The organism is Moryella indoligenes, assembly GCF_030812885.1.
GTDB classification, from domain to species: Bacteria; Bacillota; Clostridia; order Lachnospirales; family Lachnospiraceae; genus Moryella; species Moryella indoligenes.
This window is the reverse complement of record NZ_JAUSTO010000001.1, coordinates 209,129-225,336: the sequence shown is the minus strand read 5'-3', so window position 1 is coordinate 225,336 and position 16,208 is coordinate 209,129. Positions and strand designations below refer to the sequence as shown.

General features: G+C 51.6%; 12 protein-coding genes. 9 read left to right on the top strand and 3 right to left on the bottom strand.

Annotated elements, in window-relative coordinates:
- Positions 1–8 precede the first annotated feature (8 nt).
- From J2S20_RS01045 to J2S20_RS01035, 3 genes are read right to left on the bottom strand one after another with little or no spacing between them, the layout of a single operon-like run.
- A complete protein-coding gene (locus J2S20_RS01045; RefSeq protein WP_307252109.1) occupies positions 9–1,418 on the bottom strand; it encodes a sensor histidine kinase in 1,410 nt (469 codons plus the stop codon).
- 14 nt (positions 1,419–1,432) lie between these two features.
- Complete coding sequence (locus J2S20_RS01040; protein ID WP_307252107.1) at positions 1,433–2,137, bottom strand: response regulator transcription factor; 705 nt, start codon at positions 2,135–2,137, stop codon at positions 1,433–1,435.
- Between the two features lie 21 nt (positions 2,138–2,158).
- Positions 2,159–4,540, bottom strand: a complete 2,382-nt coding sequence (locus J2S20_RS01035; protein ID WP_307252103.1) for an endonuclease MutS2 — start codon at positions 4,538–4,540, stop codon at positions 2,159–2,161.
- 252 nt (positions 4,541–4,792) lie between these two features.
- On the opposite strand from J2S20_RS01035, the gene J2S20_RS01030 reads away from it, so the two are divergent.
- The 9 genes from J2S20_RS01030 (at position 4,793) to J2S20_RS00990 (ending at position 15,730) form a co-directional block, all read left to right on the top strand.
- On the top strand, positions 4,793–6,181 hold the full coding sequence (locus J2S20_RS01030; protein WP_307252101.1) for a S1C family serine protease: 1,389 nt from the start codon (positions 4,793–4,795) through the stop codon (positions 6,179–6,181).
- A gap of 36 nt (positions 6,182–6,217) precedes the next feature.
- Complete coding sequence (locus J2S20_RS01025) at positions 6,218–7,162, top strand: 3'-5' exoribonuclease YhaM family protein (RefSeq protein WP_307252099.1); 945 nt, start codon at positions 6,218–6,220, stop codon at positions 7,160–7,162.
- A gap of 68 nt (positions 7,163–7,230) precedes the next feature.
- Positions 7,231–8,616 carry a 23S rRNA (uracil(1939)-C(5))-methyltransferase RlmD gene (rlmD, locus tag J2S20_RS01020; RefSeq protein WP_307252097.1) on the top strand — a complete coding sequence of 462 codons (1,386 nt, stop codon included), beginning with the start codon at positions 7,231–7,233 and terminating at the stop codon, positions 8,614–8,616.
- Positions 8,617–8,722: 106 nt separating this feature from the next.
- Positions 8,723–9,112: a hypothetical protein gene (locus J2S20_RS01015; protein WP_307252094.1), complete on the top strand. Its 390-nt coding sequence runs from the start codon at positions 8,723–8,725 to the stop codon at positions 9,110–9,112.
- A 97-nt stretch (positions 9,113–9,209) separates the two neighbouring features.
- A complete protein-coding gene (locus tag J2S20_RS01010) occupies positions 9,210–10,340 on the top strand; it encodes a hypothetical protein (protein ID WP_307252091.1) in 1,131 nt (376 codons plus the stop codon).
- A gap of 45 nt (positions 10,341–10,385) precedes the next feature.
- Positions 10,386–12,881 carry an AAA family ATPase gene (locus J2S20_RS01005; protein ID WP_307252088.1) on the top strand — a complete coding sequence of 832 codons (2,496 nt, stop codon included), beginning with the start codon at positions 10,386–10,388 and terminating at the stop codon, positions 12,879–12,881.
- Positions 12,878–13,948, top strand: coding sequence for a 5-methylcytosine-specific restriction endonuclease system specificity protein McrC (gene mcrC / locus J2S20_RS01000; protein WP_307252085.1), 1,071 nt, complete (start codon positions 12,878–12,880; stop codon positions 13,946–13,948). Before J2S20_RS01005 ends, mcrC begins: the two co-directional genes overlap by 4 nt.
- Positions 13,929–14,318, top strand: a complete 390-nt coding sequence (locus J2S20_RS00995; protein ID WP_307252082.1) for a hypothetical protein — start codon at positions 13,929–13,931, stop codon at positions 14,316–14,318. The genes mcrC and J2S20_RS00995 overlap by 20 nt, the downstream gene beginning before the upstream one ends.
- 314 nt (positions 14,319–14,632) lie before the next feature.
- The gene (locus J2S20_RS00990; RefSeq protein ID WP_307252080.1) at positions 14,633–15,730 is read left to right on the top strand and encodes a Fic family protein; all 1,098 of its coding nucleotides are present in this window, start codon (positions 14,633–14,635) and stop codon (positions 15,728–15,730) included.
- The last annotated feature ends 478 nt before the right edge of the window (positions 15,731–16,208 follow it).

The following is a 16,208-nucleotide window of genomic DNA, read 5'->3' as shown; positions in this document are numbered from 1 at the left end:
AGGAGTTTTTATGCGTCCGGCTCTCTCGCCTGCGGGAGAGAGAAGATGAATTCTGAACCGACTCCCTCTGTGCTGATCAGGTCGATATGTTCTCCGTGCGCCTGAATCACATCCCGTACAATCGAGAGTCCGAGCCCGGTCCCTTTTTTGTCCCTGCCGCGGGAGCGGTCGGATTTATAGAAGCGGTCGAAGATGTGCGTCCGGTCGCGCTTTGAGATGCCGCAGCCCCGGTCCTTTACAGAGACAAAAATCTTTCCGCGGTTTTCGTGGCTCTGGATGTCGATGGAGCTATCCGCCTCCGAGAACTTGATTGCGTTGTCGATGAGATTGTAGAGCACCTGCTGAATGCGTCCCAGATCTGCGTAGACCATCTCCTGCTCGACGGCGAAGCTCAGATCCAGCCGTATGTGCTTTTCTGTGCACTGCCCCTCAAAGCTCTCCGCGGTGCTCCGTATGACGCGGTTGATGTCGAAATTGCTTCTGGAAAGTCCGTGATCGCGATCCAGGGAGTTCAGAGTGAGCATTCCCTGCGTGAGCTTTGTGAGCCGCTCGGTCTCCCCGATTACGCGGCGCAGGTACTTCTCCTGGAGCTCAGGCGGAATGGTGCCGTCCAGGATGGCCTCGAGGTAGCCCTTGATGGAGGTGAGCGGTGAGCGGAAATCATGGGAGACGTTCGCGATGAATTTTTTTTCGTCCGCCTCGGAGCGCTCCAGTCGCTCTGCCATGTAGTTCATGGTGTGAGCGAGATAGCCCATCTCATCCCGGGAGGCAGTGTGAATGCGGTAGGAGAGCGTTCCCTCTGCAAACTGCCGCGCCCCTTCGGTGATCTCCTTCAGCGGACGGTAAACCAGCAGTCCGAAGAGCAGAAGAATGAAGAGCGAGAGCAGAAATACGATGCCGAAGGTAATGTACACGATGTTCAGAATTTCGTTTGCGCTGTCCTGCACCCGTTCCATAGGAAGATGGATGACCACATAGCCGTAGGTCCGATAATTTCCCGTGATGGGGGCAGACACACTTAAAACCGTGTAGGGAAAGGAGCCGAAGTAGGAGCCGGTCATGTAGGAGCGGTTTCCGGTAGCGGTGGGATCAAAATTTGGGATGATGTCCCCGTCCCGCCTTCCGTCCGAGTCCACGATGATATTGCCGCCGCGCTCCATGACCCAGATCTGCGCCTGAAGATAGGTCGCGACTGCGCGTAGCTGCGGGTAGGCATTGGCCAGCTCGATATTGTTCCCCTGATAGACCGTGGAATAGGTGGAGGCGATGAGACTCGCCTCGTCGTAGAGCGTTTTGCTGCGGGAGCGCGTCAGGTAGTTGTAGGTGAGGCGCGAGGAGAGCGTCGCGACGGCGATAAAGCCCGCGACGCCGAAAAAGAGATAACCGAGCAGAAATTTCAGGTAGAGAGAGCGCTTCATATTGACTCCTCTCCTCAGCGCACATCAAATTTGTAGCCAACACCCCATACAGTTGTCAGAGACCAGTTCTGCCTGTCTTTGATCTTCTCCCTGAGCCGCTTGATATGGACGTCCACGGTGCGAGTATCTCCCGCATACTCATAGCCCCAGATGTGATCCAGCAGCTGTTCCCTTGTGAAAACCTGATTGGGGTGAGAGGCCAGAAAGTAGAGGAGCTCCAGTTCCTTTGGCGGCATTTCCACCTGAGAGCCCATATAGACGACTGCATAGTTGGTGAGATTGATGGTGAGATCCGGATAGGAGACAACTGCGCTGCCGGGTGCTGTCTCCGCCGTTTCCGGGCGGGGCTGATGATAGCGCCGCAGCACGGCCTTCACCCGCGCGACCAGCTCCTTGGAGTCAAAGGGCTTCACCATATAATCGTCCGCACCGAGCTCAAGCCCCAGCACCTTATCAAAGATTTCTCCCTTTGCGGAGAGCATGATCACCGGGATCTGTGACTTTGTGCGGATATCCCGGCAGACCTGATAGCCGTCGATTCCGGGCAGCATGAGATCCAGAAGAACGAGATTCGGAGAGAATTCCGTGAAGGCGCGAAGTGCTTCCTCCCCGTCGTTCACGATCAGGGTATCGTAGCATTCCTTTTTCAGGTAGAGAGAGATGAGCTCTGCGATATTTTCATCATCGTCGACGATCAGTATTTTCTGCTTTTCGGCCATGGGTTTTCCTTTCCGTAGCGCTTATTTGAAGGTGACGACGGTGATTGCGTCGCCGCCGTCGTCGTACTCCGCCTGCTTGTAGGATTTTATGTAGCTCTGCTTACGGAGCCAGCTGTGTATGCCTTTTTTCAGGGCTCCGGTGCCGCGGCCGTGGATCACGCGGACGGAATTCAGATGCGCGAGGAGTGCATCATCCAGATACTTGTCCAGCTTTGCAGTGGCTTCGTCCACATTCAGACCGATGAGATTGATCTCCGGGGAGATGCTGGCAGCTTTTGAAAAGCCTGGCGCAAAGCTGCCGGAGCTCTGACGTCCCTTTGTGCTGCCGGAGCTCTCCTCCTCAAGCGGAATCAGATCGTCAACACTGACCTGAGTCCGGAGTATGCCCATGCGAACGAAGAGCTTTCCGTTCTTATCCGGCAGGGAGGAGACGATGGCGCTGTGATTCATGCTGATGATGCGGACACTGTCTCCGAGCTTCAGCTTCAGGGGCTTTTCGCTCTTTGTCTTCTCCGGGCGCTTTGCGGGGCGGAGGGAATCGGTCTTTTCAACCTTCTTCAGATTCTCGCGGAGCCGGCTGCGCTCCTTCTCCAGCTCCCGCATGAGGCCGGCATCGCTTGTCAGACGGTTGATGCGCCGTATCGAGTCGTCAGCGGTCTCCTTTGCCTCCGAGAGTATGCGTTCTGCCTCTTCCTTCGCCTTTCTGAGATACTTCTCGCGGCGCTCGTCGAGGGTCTCGTCCTGCTTTTCGTAGCGGGCTTTCAGGCTCTCGATCTCTCTCCGGTAGCTGTCGATTTCAAGACGCTCCCGCTCAATGGTGCTGCGGTCTGTCTCCAGCTTTGTGAGGAGATCCTCGAAGGCGGCGTCATTTCTCTCGATATGGGTCTTGGCATCTTCTATGATGTAGTCCGGAAGACCGAGCTTCTTTGAGATCGCGAAGGCGTTGGACTTTCCGGGAACGCCGATCAGGATGCGGTAGGTCGGACGAAGAGTCTCCACGTCAAACTCACAGGAGGCGTTTTCCACGCCGGGAGTCGAGAGTGCATAGACCTTCAGTTCGCTGTAGTGGGTGGTGGCGACGGTACGGGTCTTCATGCCGTGCAGGAAGGACAGGATGGAGATCGCGAGTGCTGCGCCCTCCGTCGGATCCGTGCCGGCACCAAGCTCGTCAAAGAGGCAGAGGGAGCGGGAATCGGCCTTCTGAAGAATCTCAACAACATTTTTCATGTGGCCGGAGAAGGTGGAGAGGGACTGCTCTATGCTCTGCTCGTCTCCGATATCGGCAAAGACGTCATCAAAGACCGCGAGGGAGCTGCCCTGGAACGCCGGGATGTGGAGTCCTGCCTGTCCCATGAGTGTGAAGAGGCCGACTGTTTTCAGTGAGACGGTCTTGCCTCCGGTGTTTGGACCGGTGATGACCAGCAGGTCGAAGGTATCGCCCAGCCGCACGCTGATCGGAACCACCTGGTCCCGCGGAATCAGCGGGTGACGGCCGTCCTTGATCTCCAGAAAGCCGCGGGTATTGAAGCTGGGCTCTGTTCCGGAGAGCTGGGCAGAGAGCTTCGCCTTGGCAAAGATGAAGTCGAGGCGCGCCATGAGCCTTAAATTTTCGCGGATCACGGCGCTGTGCGGAGCGAGGAGGAGGCTCAAGTGTCTCAGCACTTCGGCAATCTCCCGCTGCTCCTTCAGCTCCAGCTCGCGGCGCTCGTTGTTCATACGGATCGCTGCCATGGGCTCGATAAAGATCGTGGAGCCGGTGGAGCTCTGATCGTGGATGACGCCCGGAACCTTTGTCTTGTACTCGCTCTTCACGGCGAGACAGTAGCTTCCGTTTCGCATGGTGATGACACTGTCCATCAGATAGCTGCGGTACTGATTCAGCGCGGCATTCAGCTCCGCGTGCATGCGCTCATCCACCGTGCGGAGCTGCCTCCGGATGCGACTCAGCTCCGAAGAAGCATCATCCGCGACCATGTCCTCAGAGAGAATGCAGCGGTTCAGTTCTCTGGCCTCCTGGCTCAGCGGCTCCAGCGCGCAGAAATCTGCCTCGATGGAATCGGGCTCCTGCTCGGGATCATCGTGAACGCCGTAGCGGCGAACCCGTGCGACGCCCCGAAGGAGAGAGCCGATGTGCAGGAGCTCTGCGATGGACAGGGAGGCGCCGACTGTAAGGCGCATGAGGGAGGGACTGATCTCCCGCGCTTCACCAAAGCTCACGGGCCCCTTCATGCGTATCCTCGCGCAGGCATCGCTGGTCTCACGCTGTGCGGCGGTGATCTCTGCTATGTCTGTTGATGGAAGGAGCGATGCGCAGAGCGCCCTTCCGGGGGCGCTGGTAGCGCAGGCGGAGAGCAGCTCCGTGATCTTTTCATATTCCAGTATTCTGAGTGCCTTTGTATTCATAAAACCTCCGGAGGAAGGATATAAGCGAAGCGGCGGAGAGAGTCCGGGGAGATCCCGCAGATCTCGATATTTACCTATAGAAGTATAACACAGATATCGTATGCAGACAGAGTTTTATGCTATAATGTGACATACAGCGGCGCACTTTGTCGCTTAAGAGAATGAGAGAAAACTGTGCCGACAAAGCGGAATGCAGAGCGGTATCAGAAGGGATACAGATGGCACTGCGGTGATGGGAACGGAGGACAGAGAATGTCTGAAGGGCTGGGGCCGGAAAAACGTCCGGAGGAAGCAAAGCATTTTATTACAGAAAAGATCGTCGGGCGGGAGAGCCGCGGGAGACGTCTCATAAAGCACGGATTGAAGGCGGCCTTTGCCGGGGCGATTTTTTCGATGGCGGCAGTTATGACGGCAGTTTTTCTGCTTCCGCATGTACAGGCGCGCCTTGCAGCGGAGGAGAGCAGTGCGGCGCTGGTGACTCTCCCGCGGGATGAGAGAGACAGCACAGCGCCGGGAAAAAGACTTGCAGCTGCGATGGAGACGAAGGACACCGGCACGGAGGCGGAGACGAAAGCCGCGTCACAGGAGAGCGGTGCGGCGGAGAGTGCGGCTGCCAGGGAGAGCGCTTCAGAGGGCGCTGCACAGGCAGAGACGCTTCCGGAGAAGCGGGAGTACAGTGCGGCAGATGTGCAGAGGCTCGCGGACATACTGAAGGGCATGGCAAATGCTGCGGATGCCTCGATCGCTTCGGTGACACATCTCAGAGAGCAGAAGGACTGGTTTGATAACCCGCTGCGCACTGCGGGAATTTATTCCGGTGTGGCGCTGGCGAAGACAGAGACGGAGCTTTTGATACTCACGACGGAGGAGGCAGCCCTGGAGGCGGATACTCTGACGGTAAGCTTTCTGCGGGGAAGTGCGATGAGCGCACGGGTAAAGCGGACGGACAGCCCGACAGGACTTGCGGTGCTCAGCGTTCCGGTGACAGAGGAGAACCGGTCGCTTATTCAGGATATTACTCCGGTGCCGCTGGGGAATTCCTACCGCGTGCGGCGGGGGGATATGCTGTTGGCGCTCGGTGCGCCGCTTGGCAAGGTTCACTCGGTGGATTATGGCGTGGTCTCCTATCTCACAAATGGAGTCAGTGTCACGGACGGACTGGCGTCTGTCGCCTATACGAGCTGCGGAAGCAATCCGGAACGGGGCACATGGATGCTGAATCTGGACGGAGAGCTGGTCGGCTGGGCAACGGAGGCATTCTCCGAGGAAGCTGCTCCACACACGGCCCTGCTTGGAGTTTCGGATTTCAAGCCTGTACTGGAACGGATGATGAACGGTCAGGCCTCTCCCATGCTCGGGCTCCGCGGGAGCGCAGTGCTGCCCGAGATGCAGGAGCAGGGAATTCCTGCGGGGGTCTATGTTGTGGATGTGCTGCGAAATGAACCGCTCTATGATGCGGGGATTCAGCCCGGAGACATCATTACCCGCATCGATGACAGCGAGATCGATTCTGTCCGGGATCTCACGGTGAAGCTGGAGGAGATGCATGCAGAGGATCATATCGGCATTACAGTGATGCGGAACGGACGGGAGAGCTACACGCCGATTGAGTTTCAGGTTACGGTAGGAGCGCGCTCATAGCCGCACCGCAATTACATATCAGAAAGCGAGACAGCGATGAAGTTTATAGCGACACTGCGGGAAAATACACACGTATCCTCAATCTATCTCTGCCGTCAGAAATCAACTTTTCTGACCAAGAGCGGCAAGGAGTATGAGAGTTTGCTCCTGCAGGACAGGACGGGGACTGTGGACGCAAAGATATGGGATCCCGGGAATCCGGGCATAGGAGATTTTGATGCACCGGATTATGTGGCAGTGGAAGCGGATGTGACCCTCTTTAACGGAAACCTGCAGCTGAATGTGCGCCGGATACGGCGCGCGGATGAGGGGGAGTATGTCCCGGCAGATTATCTTCCCGCCTCAGAGCGCGATCCGGAAGAAATGTATGAGGAGCTGAAGAAGCGCATCGCCGGGGTGAAGGACGCGCAGTTCAATGCGCTGCTGCGGAAGATCTTTGCGGAGGACAGCGCGTTTCTGAAGGAGTTTCGCATTCATTCTGCTGCGAAGAGCGTGCATCATGGCTTTGTGGGAGGGTTGATCGAACACAGCCTGAGTGTGGCGAGACTCTGTGAATTTTTTTGCGTCAATTATCCGATCCTGAATCACGATCTGCTCATCACAGCGGCGCTCTGTCACGATATCGGCAAGGTGCGGGAGCTCTCCGCGTTTCCGGAGAACAGCTATACAGATGAGGGACAGCTGCTCGGACATATTGTGATTGGCTGTGAGATGATTGGTGAGAAGATACGGGAGATACCGGACTTCCCTGCAAAGAAGGCAGCGGAGCTCCGCCACTGTATTCTCGCGCATCACGGAGAGTATGAGTACGGGTCGCCAAAGAAGCCGGCACTCATTGAGGCGATGGCTTTGAATCTCGCGGATAATGCGGATGCGAAGATGGAGACCTTCAGGGAGATACTGGTGCAGGCCGGCAGCAACAATGGCTGGCTTGGCTTCAATCGTTTTCTGGACAGCAATCTGAGAAAGACCTCAGAGTGAGGTCTGTGGGCGGAAATAGAAGGCACGCGGAGTCTGTATTTCAGCGGGAAATGCAGGAAAGAGGGACCATGGATTATCGTAAGAATCAGCTGATCGAGCTGGATATCACTGATCTCGGGTCGGAGGGGGAGGGCATCGGGCGCACCGGTGCCTTTCTTTGGTTTGTAAAAGGGGCTCTGCCGGGAGACAGAGTCCGCGCTTCTGTGATGAAGCTCAAGAAGAGCTATGGCTACGCGCGGCTTCAGGAGCTGCTGCGAAAAAGTCCGGACCGCGTCGCGCCGCCTTGTCCGGTGGCGGCCTCCTGCGGCGGCTGCTCGCTTCAGGCTCTGCGCTATGAGGCACAGCTTAAATTTAAGGAGCAGAAGGTACTGGGAAATCTGCGGCGTATCGGCGGACTGGAGCTCTCCGGCGTGCAGCTGCATCCCATCATAGGAATGGAGCAGCCCTTCCGCTACAGGAATAAAGCGCAGTTTCCGGTGGGGACAGGGCGCGACGGCAGACCGACGGCAGGCTTCTACGCAGGGCGCACGCACAGTATCATTCCCTGTGAGGACTGTCTTCTTGGTGTGGAGGAGAATGCAGAGATTCGCCGCTGTGTGCTTCGCTGGATGGAGGAGGGCGGCGTGCCCGCCTACGATGAGCAGAGCGGGAAGGGATTTCTGCGGCATATTCTGGTGCGGAAGGGCTTCCAGAGCGGGGAGATGATGGTCTGTCTTGTGACAAACGGAGAGTGCTGTGGTGAGAATTCTGCCTTGCAGCTTCTGACAGAGCGGCTGATGGAACTCCCCGGTGTGACGACAGTGGTGCAGAATATCAATACGGAGAGAAGCAATGTGATTCTTGGAAAGAAGACGCAGCTGCTTGCGGGCGCGGGGGTGATCCGCGACCGGATCGGCAGTACAGAGTTTCTCATCTCCGCGCAGTCCTTCTATCAGGTAAACCCGGTGCAGACAGAGCGGCTGTACGCAACTGCACTCTCCTATGCGGGGCTCAGCGGACGGGAGACCGTGTGGGATCTGTACTGCGGCATTGGGACGATCTCTCTCTTTCTGGCACGCAGCGCGCGAAAGGTCTACGGAGTGGAGATCATTCCGCAGGCCATCGAAGACGCGCGGCGGAACGCCGCGCGGAATGGCATCACAAACGCGGAATTCTTTGTTGGAAAAGCGGAGGAGGTATTGCCCTGCCAGTATGAAAAGACGGGGGAGCGCGCGGACGTGATTGTGGTCGATCCGCCCAGAAAGGGCTGCGATGAGCAGTGTCTTGCTACTATGCTGCGCATGGCTCCCGAACGCATCGTCTATGTGAGCTGCGACTCTGCGACGCTCGCGAGGGATCTTAAATATCTGCTTGCCGATGGATGCTACACCCTTCGGGAGCTGCAGATGGTCGATATGTTCCCGCAGACGGTGCATGTGGAGACGGTAGCATTGATGTCAAGGAAAAACACATAAGAGGCTCGAAAGCCCTTGAAATAAGGCACTTTTCGGCTTCCGGCAGATTCAAGAGTGTCGAGTGGATAATCGCTCTGCGGTAACTTATCCAAGGGTGGCTCCAAGGATGACTTCGATAAAAGGTGATGTAGAAATGCCGTCGAACTCCCGAAAGGGGTACTTTGCAGAGCGGTGGCTTAAGATTCATTGTCAGGTCACGCTTGGCATTGATATGTGCGGTTTCCGGATCATGTCAATCGGAGGCTGTGAGCCGCAGGAAGAATCAGATAATGACCGTCTTTCCGGTGAACTCGTACCCATCATCGCTCGCGATCAGTTTGATGACGAGGCAGAGAAATTCCTGACGAGATACTGTCCTGAAGCGCTGGATAAGCCTATAAGAGTGCCGATTGAAAAAATAGCCAGCGATATGGGCTTGCAGATCATTGAAGATGTGCCTTTGTCAGATGAGCTAACTCACCATTCGAAACGCCAAGCGAGGAACCATATATCTTGATCCGCGAGTTTCCTATGAACGCTCCGTAGGAACAAAAAGAACGACCGTTGCTCATGAATGCTTCCATTGGCACAGACATCAGCCATACCATGTGTTGATGAAGATGATCGGTGCCAATGATAACCTTGGGCGAGCTATCCAATGCCAGATTGCTGCCAATACAGCAGACTCGGATAAATGGAAAGCCGTAGACTGGATGGAGTGGCAGGCAAAGGGCGTCGCTCCAAGAATCCTGATGCCAGCAAAGACCACTCGCATGAAAGCGGATGAGCTTCTTGCTGAGTATGGTGGAGCTTCGGAGGCGGGCATCGTAGATTACGAGAATGTGATCGACGAACTTGCTGAATTATTTGATGTATCCCGGCAGGCAGCGAAGGTGCGCCTGATTGACTTGGGTTACGCCAAGGCCGAAGGTGCGTATCCGTTTGTTGACGGACGGTATGTGCGAGGGTATTCCTTCGAGCCTGAATCACTGGAAAAGAATCAGACCTTTACGATTCCTTATGCGGATTTGTTTAAGGCATATTGCTTCGGCCGGGAATTCAAGAGGCTGATAGATACCGGAAACTTCGTATTTGCTGACAGGCATCTGGTCTTGAATGATGAGCGGTACATCGTGCGAGATCAGGCCGGAAATGCAGCGCTTTCTGAATATGCGCTCTCGCACATGGATGAGTGCTGTGTTGTCTTCACAAAGGGATACAGCTATCAATCGAAGTATCAAGGCGCACGTTATTATACTCAGTTCATGCGGAATGCTGCTCCGGTCGATAATCAGGTCGAGTATTCCTTTGAACTGAATAACCATAACAAGGTATTGCTTGACCAGATCAAGAATGCAAAGCGCCGCTCAGAGGCTCTGCGCAGGTATCCCGGCTCCTTTGCGGAGACGCTCGTTGCACTTCAAAAAGACCGGAAATTATCAAATAAACAGCTGGCGGATCGTTCACTTGTCGGTGAAAAGACCATCCAGCGATTAAGAAATGACGAGGAATATCCGACTTCGGTACAGACGGTGCTGGCATTGTGTGTTGGTTTGAAACTGCCGCTTCCTGAAGCAGAGATGTTCCTTGGAAAAACGGACTTCAAATTGAATTCCATGAAAGGCGAAGGATACGTTTATCAGTGTGTGCTATCGGCCTGTACAGAGAATTCGATTTACGAAATAAATGAAATGCTTGAGGCGAATGGAATCACTCCGCTCGGAAGTGATCCGGATCTTCAGTGAAAATAAGGAAGAACCATTTAATAAATGCGAACGGAGGAACATGTAATGGCTAACGAATATGGCTGGATAGATTTTTATACAGAGCTTGCGGATAAGCTCTTACCTTATAAGGATTCTCGACCTGAGTTGCTTCGAAAGATTCGTCAGGTTTATGTGAATGTTGGGATTAAGCTGCCTAAGTTGGAGAGCGATAACAATCCCAAGGATATCGATCCGTTCACCGTGTTCGGGCTGTTCAACAAGGGCATTAGTAATGCCAATAGGATAACCATCATTAAGGGCATTGCTTCTGAGTTCGGTGTCACGGCTGCTATTCCTGATGCGTTTGATGGCATTCCGGTACTGAACAATTTGAAAGCCACATTTTACTGGTTTCAAGAGGATCGTGCAGAACACGATATAGATAATCTCTGGAGCCTGTTCGCCGCTGCTCTGGATTATGCAAAAGATGAGTCGGATGTAAATCGACAGGTTTTTGTTCGAGCCTATGATGCAGTCCTGAATCAGCAAGGAATCCGGTGGAATATTACTATGGGGCTTTATTGGATTCGCCCTTACACATTCCTTAATCTTGACTCTCGTAATCGTTGGTATATGTCTGATCCGGAGAATATGCCTGCCGATTATGTTACAAAGGTCAAGCCGATGCTTAACAAAGTCCCGGTGGCTGATCAGTATCTTGAAATCATAAAGCTCTGCAAAGCTGCGCTTGATACCGGAAAATATGAATATCATACATTTCCGGAGCTTTCATACTATTCTTGGGTCATATCCGAAAAGGTTAATCAGGAGCAGCGTGAAGCTGAAACGGGAAAGAAAAACAGTCAATCAAACGCTGCTCACATCCGTTGGACACGTCCTATAGTTCAGGCTCTCCGTGACCTTGGCGGTTCAGGCACTCCTGCGGAAGTAAGAGCTAAAATCGTAGAGAATGAGCACTTGACCGAAGAAGAAATAAGTGTCACGAGAGGAAAAACTAACGTTAACAAATTTGAAAATGAAGTAGCCTTTGCAAGAAACGACCTTGCTGTTGCTGGATATATTGACAAAAGTGTTCATGGAGTGTGGACATTGACAGAAGCAGGGATGGCCGTCGATATCACAGATGAAATGGCATCCGATCTCTTTAAAAATACCGTGGCAGAAAGTGCCGCAAAACGGAGTGGAGCCCTTGCCGATAGCAATGTGGATACTATTCGGTATTGGATTTATGCTCCCGGCTCTGGCGCAGAAAAATGGGACGAGTGCTATAAAAACGGGATTATGCTTCTGGGGTGGGGTGAAATCGGCGACCTCAATACATTTGATTCAAAAGATGAAATGAAGCAAAAGATGAAAGAGGTCTATGGGGACACCAGCTCCTATAAGAACTCTGCCCACGCGACATGGCAGTTTGTACACGACCTGAAGCCCGGCGATGTCGTTTTCGTTAAGAAAGGCATCTATGGAATTATTGGTCGTGGCGTTGTTGAGTCTGCCTATGAATATGATGCTGAGCGTTCAGATGAATTTAATAACGTCCGTGCAGTAAAGTGGACGCATAAAGGTGATTGGACAATTCAGCATCAAACTCCGCAGAAAACATTGACAGACATCACACCTTATAGTGACTTCGTCCAGCAGATTAAAGATCTATTTGATGATGAGGTTCTTGACGAAGATGAAGATAAGGCAGTGGTTTATCCGCCGTATTCTGTTGACGATTTCCTTGACGAAGTTTACATGGATGAAGATGCCTACGACAATATCGTCGCTGTGCTCCGCAACAAAAAGAACATTATTCTTCAGGGCGCTCCGGGCGTTGGAAAGACATTCGTGGCGAAACGTCTTGCATACGCCATTATGGGGGTTAAGGATGTTGACCGGGTAATGATGGTTCAGTTCCATCAGAGCTATTCTTACGAAGATTTTATTATGGGTTTCCGTCCTACAGCTACGGGCTTTGAATTACGAAAGGGAGCCTTTTATAACTTCTGTAAGAAAGCAGAAATTGACAGCGATAACGATTACTTCTTCATTATTGATGAGATAAACAGAGGAAATCTGAGCAAGATCTTCGGTGAGCTGTTTATGTTGATTGAAAACGATAAACGCGGCATTGAGCTTCAGCTGCTGTATTCGGATGAAAAATTCGCGGTTCCGAGCAATGTTTATATTATTGGCATGATGAATACAGCAGATCGCAGCTTGGCAATGCTTGACTATGCTCTGCGCAGACGATTCGCTTTTGTTGAGATTAAGCCGGGATTCGACTCGGAAGGGTTTAAGGTGTACAAATCGAGCATCGACAATATAAAGTTTGATCGGTTGGTGGCGTGTGTGGAGAATCTCAATAAGGCTATTGCTGATGATGAATCACTGGGTGAAGGATTCTGTATTGGACACAGCTATTTCTGTAATCTTAATCCAGATGTGGTGGATGACAATGCGCTTTCTGGGATTATTGAATATGAGTTAGTGCCACTGCTTAAGGAATACTGGTTTGATGAGCCTACGAAGGTAAGGGACTGGACTGCAAATCTGAGAGGTGCGATTAAGTGATAGCAATACAAAATGTATACTATATGCTCTCCTACGCATTTCAGGTTTTGAATGAGCAGGGGTACAAAAATATAGCTACAGAGGACTTCGATAATACAGCGGAACTTTGTGCTGCAATATTGTCGAGGGGTATTGCAGTGCAAATAAAGAGAGGCCTCGGTAGAGAATATATTCCAGTAACCGAGAGCCGGGCAGCCTTACGCGGAAAACTCGAAATCTCCGATTCCATAAAAAGCCGGACGATTTTGAAAAAACAGATGGTTTGTACGTTTGATGAGTTCTCTGTGGATTCGTATATGAACCGGATTATAAAATCGACCGTAATGCTCCTTTTGCGCTCGGATATTTCCAAGGCGAGAAAAAAGGAACTGCGGAAGTTGATGGTTTATTTTAATAATGTGGGGACACTGGACGTTCATCACATTAATTGGGATATTCAGTACAACAGGAATAATCAAACTTATCGGATGCTTATCTCGGTTTGCTATTTGGTCATAAAAGGCCTATTGCAGACACAATCGGACGGCTCCACAAAACTCATGGATTTCCTTGATGAGCAGCGGATGTGCCGCCTGTATGAAAAATTCATACTTGAATATTACAGGAGAGAATTTCCACGCCTGTCTGCAAGCGCTGCACAGATTCCTTGGCAGTTAGATGATGGCGAGAATGAGTTCCTGCCGGTGATGCAATCCGACATCATGTTAAGTTACCAAGGAAAAACGCTGATAATTGATGCAAAATATTATGAAAGTACAATACAGGTGCAGTTCAACAAGAGAACGATTCACTCTGCAAACCTTTATCAGATTTTCACTTACGTCAAGAATAAGGAAGTACAGTTGCAAGGGCAGGACCATGAAGTTTCTGGAATGGTGTTATATGCAGGAACAGATGAGGAAATACAGCCAGACAATCGATACGTGATGAGCGGTAATAAGATCAGCGTCCGGACGCTGGATTTGAATAAAAAGTTCCCGGAAATAGCAAAGCAGCTTGATGGTATTGCAGCAGAGCATTTCAGGATACAGACGGAGGTGGCCAGAAATGACATATTCGGAATATAGAAACTCATTTAAGAGTGCAGATGAATTCCTTCAGGCCTTTGGCAAAATGACATATGAGGAAGCGCATGCTCTTGCCGAAGCGGAGGAGGCAGCTACTTCCACGAAAGCAAGCATCATGGATACATGGCGAAGAGCAAACGCAAATAGCAATCGAGAGTATTATGATAAATGTGAAGTTTTCGATCCATCCCTTAGCTATGAAGAATATGTCGTTCATATCTTTCGGAGACTAATGCTAAGCGACTGGCACTTTTCTGCTGAAGTCGCCACAAATCTCATACGGCAACGAGCAGAATATATACGAGAAGCATACGGCAATAAAGAGCCGATCAATGATGCTATGGTGGAAGTAGGATACAGCTGCGGCTGATTGGAGCACAGTTAAACCTTTTAAGGTTTCCTACACAATTTAAGGATTGCACACTTTTTAAGGATTGCCTGTTAAGGGTTTCGGAAAGGAGGCAGAGCCGGAATGAGTACAGCGACAGCAAGAGCATATCAGCCGTATTTCGCAGGCCGGTTTATGCCCTTTGAAATGCGAAAAAGCCCGCAGCATAAGGCTTTCTACGGGCATCGAGGTACATATTCGGGAAAAGCACATTGTATCAAAGATAGAGTCTTGTTAGACGAGACCTGCGGAAGCGGTGGATTTATGGCATGGGCAAAAAAGCGAGGTGATATGGAGTGAACAAAGATCCATTTAAGGAATATATTAGGGAATCCGAGCCTGCAAAGCGAGACAAGGGCTATGCATGGCATACGGCCATTGGCCTGCAGGCGGTTGACGGGTTGAAGACATCAGAATATCTGGTGCATACTGCCGTCCGGAATATCGAGGGCGAGATTTCCTTTGAAGAGGCAAATGCGCTTTTGCAGACCTACTACGAGGAAAATCCCACTCGTGATGCGTCAGATCGTACTGAGGAGGCCGACAAGGTGTCCGCACGGATTGCTGCGCTGCTTTCCGAGCGTGCCTTTAGTTTCACGCCGAATGAATACATCTCTATTCACAGAAAGCTGTTTGCCGGTATCTATTCCCACGCCGGACGTATTCGGGATTATAACATCACGAAGAAGGAATGGGTCTTAAATGGCGCGACTGTACTCTACGGCAGCGCCACGGAGCTGCGGGCGACATTGGACTATGATTTTTCGGAGGAGAAGAAGTTCTCTTATAAGAATCTCTCGATGGATGAGATCATCCACCACCTTGCGTTTTTTGTTTCCAGACTGTGGCAGATCCATGTTTTCGGTGAGGGCAACACCAGAACGACGGCGGTATTCTTTATCAAGTATCTGCGCACGTTGGGCTTTGATGTGACAAACGATATTTTTGCTGAGAATGCGTGGTATTTTCGTAATTCACTGGTCAGGGCAAATTACAATGACCTGAAAAACGGCATTCACGAAACGACAGAGTTCCTTGAGGTATTCCTTCGCAATCTCCTGTTGAACGAGAATCATCCTCTTCATAACCGGATATTGCACATCAGCGGCACTTTTAAAGAACCGGAAAAAGTGAACATTGACTCTGAAAAAGCGAACATTGAAAATAAAAAAGTGAACATTGAAGAGGATTTTACAGCAAAGACCGCTTCGCATGTTCGCAAATTACAAGAGGCTTTAGGAAAAGAGATCGTATTCGGCAGATCGGATGTGCAGAGAGTGCTCGATCTGAAGCCGACAAGATGCACTGCCTTGCTGCGTGAAATGGCAGAGCACGGGATCATTGAGCCTGTGACCGGACACGGAAAAGGCAAGTATCGCTTCCGGCAGCAATAGAGTTGAGTGGATGGGAAATCACAGCTTTGCGGACATATTCCCTCAGAGCGAAGTGTTGAGGCGATTGGAAAATATGTGCGTCTGCTTATATATAGTAGGGACAAGCACATCGACCTGTTTCCGAGCACGAGCGCGGTCGAGAAAATGGCGATTTTGAGGTCAAAAAGGCTGTGGATATGTTTCCGAGAACGAACGGCTCAATTCAGTGGACTTTTGACATCAATTTGGAGCAATCGAGCCATGTTGAGATGGTCTGTTTGATGTCAAGGAAAGATAAATAAGTGCTAAAAAGTGGCGTATTTCCGGGATTTTTGCGAGGTAAGCGCCATCGGGGCTTCCTTGTAAAATAGATCGGTTTTTTTATATGGAAACATATCTACTGAGTGATTTTTCCGGGGATAGAAAATAAGCGGCAGGGTTTAGGCTGCGGATTAGATGTCATAGGTTGTAGCAGTGATATGGATAACAGAGCCGACCG

Bases quoted from the DNA above. Each gene is read 5' to 3' on its own strand.
- J2S20_RS01010 (WP_307252091.1), top strand. From the start codon at position 9,210: ATGAAGATGATCGGTGCCAATGATAACCTTGGGCGAGCTATCCAATGC.
- J2S20_RS01030 (WP_307252101.1), top strand. From the start codon at position 4,793: ATGTCTGAAGGGCTGGGGCCGGAAAAACGTCCGGAGGAAGCAAAGCAT.
- J2S20_RS00995 (WP_307252082.1), top strand. From the start codon at position 13,929: ATGACATATTCGGAATATAGAAACTCATTTAAGAGTGCAGATGAATTC.
- J2S20_RS01035 (WP_307252103.1), bottom strand. From the start codon at position 4,540: ATGAATACAAAGGCACTCAGAATACTGGAATATGAAAAGATCACGGAG.
- rlmD (WP_307252097.1), top strand. From the start codon at position 7,231: ATGGATTATCGTAAGAATCAGCTGATCGAGCTGGATATCACTGATCTC.
- J2S20_RS01040 (WP_307252107.1), bottom strand. From the start codon at position 2,137: ATGGCCGAAAAGCAGAAAATACTGATCGTCGACGATGATGAAAATATC.
- J2S20_RS01015 (WP_307252094.1), top strand. From the start codon at position 8,723: ATGACTTCGATAAAAGGTGATGTAGAAATGCCGTCGAACTCCCGAAAG.
- J2S20_RS01045 (WP_307252109.1), bottom strand. From the start codon at position 1,418: ATGAAGCGCTCTCTCTACCTGAAATTTCTGCTCGGTTATCTCTTTTTC.
- J2S20_RS01005 (WP_307252088.1), top strand. From the start codon at position 10,386: ATGGCTAACGAATATGGCTGGATAGATTTTTATACAGAGCTTGCGGAT.
- J2S20_RS01025 (WP_307252099.1), top strand. From the start codon at position 6,218: ATGAAGTTTATAGCGACACTGCGGGAAAATACACACGTATCCTCAATC.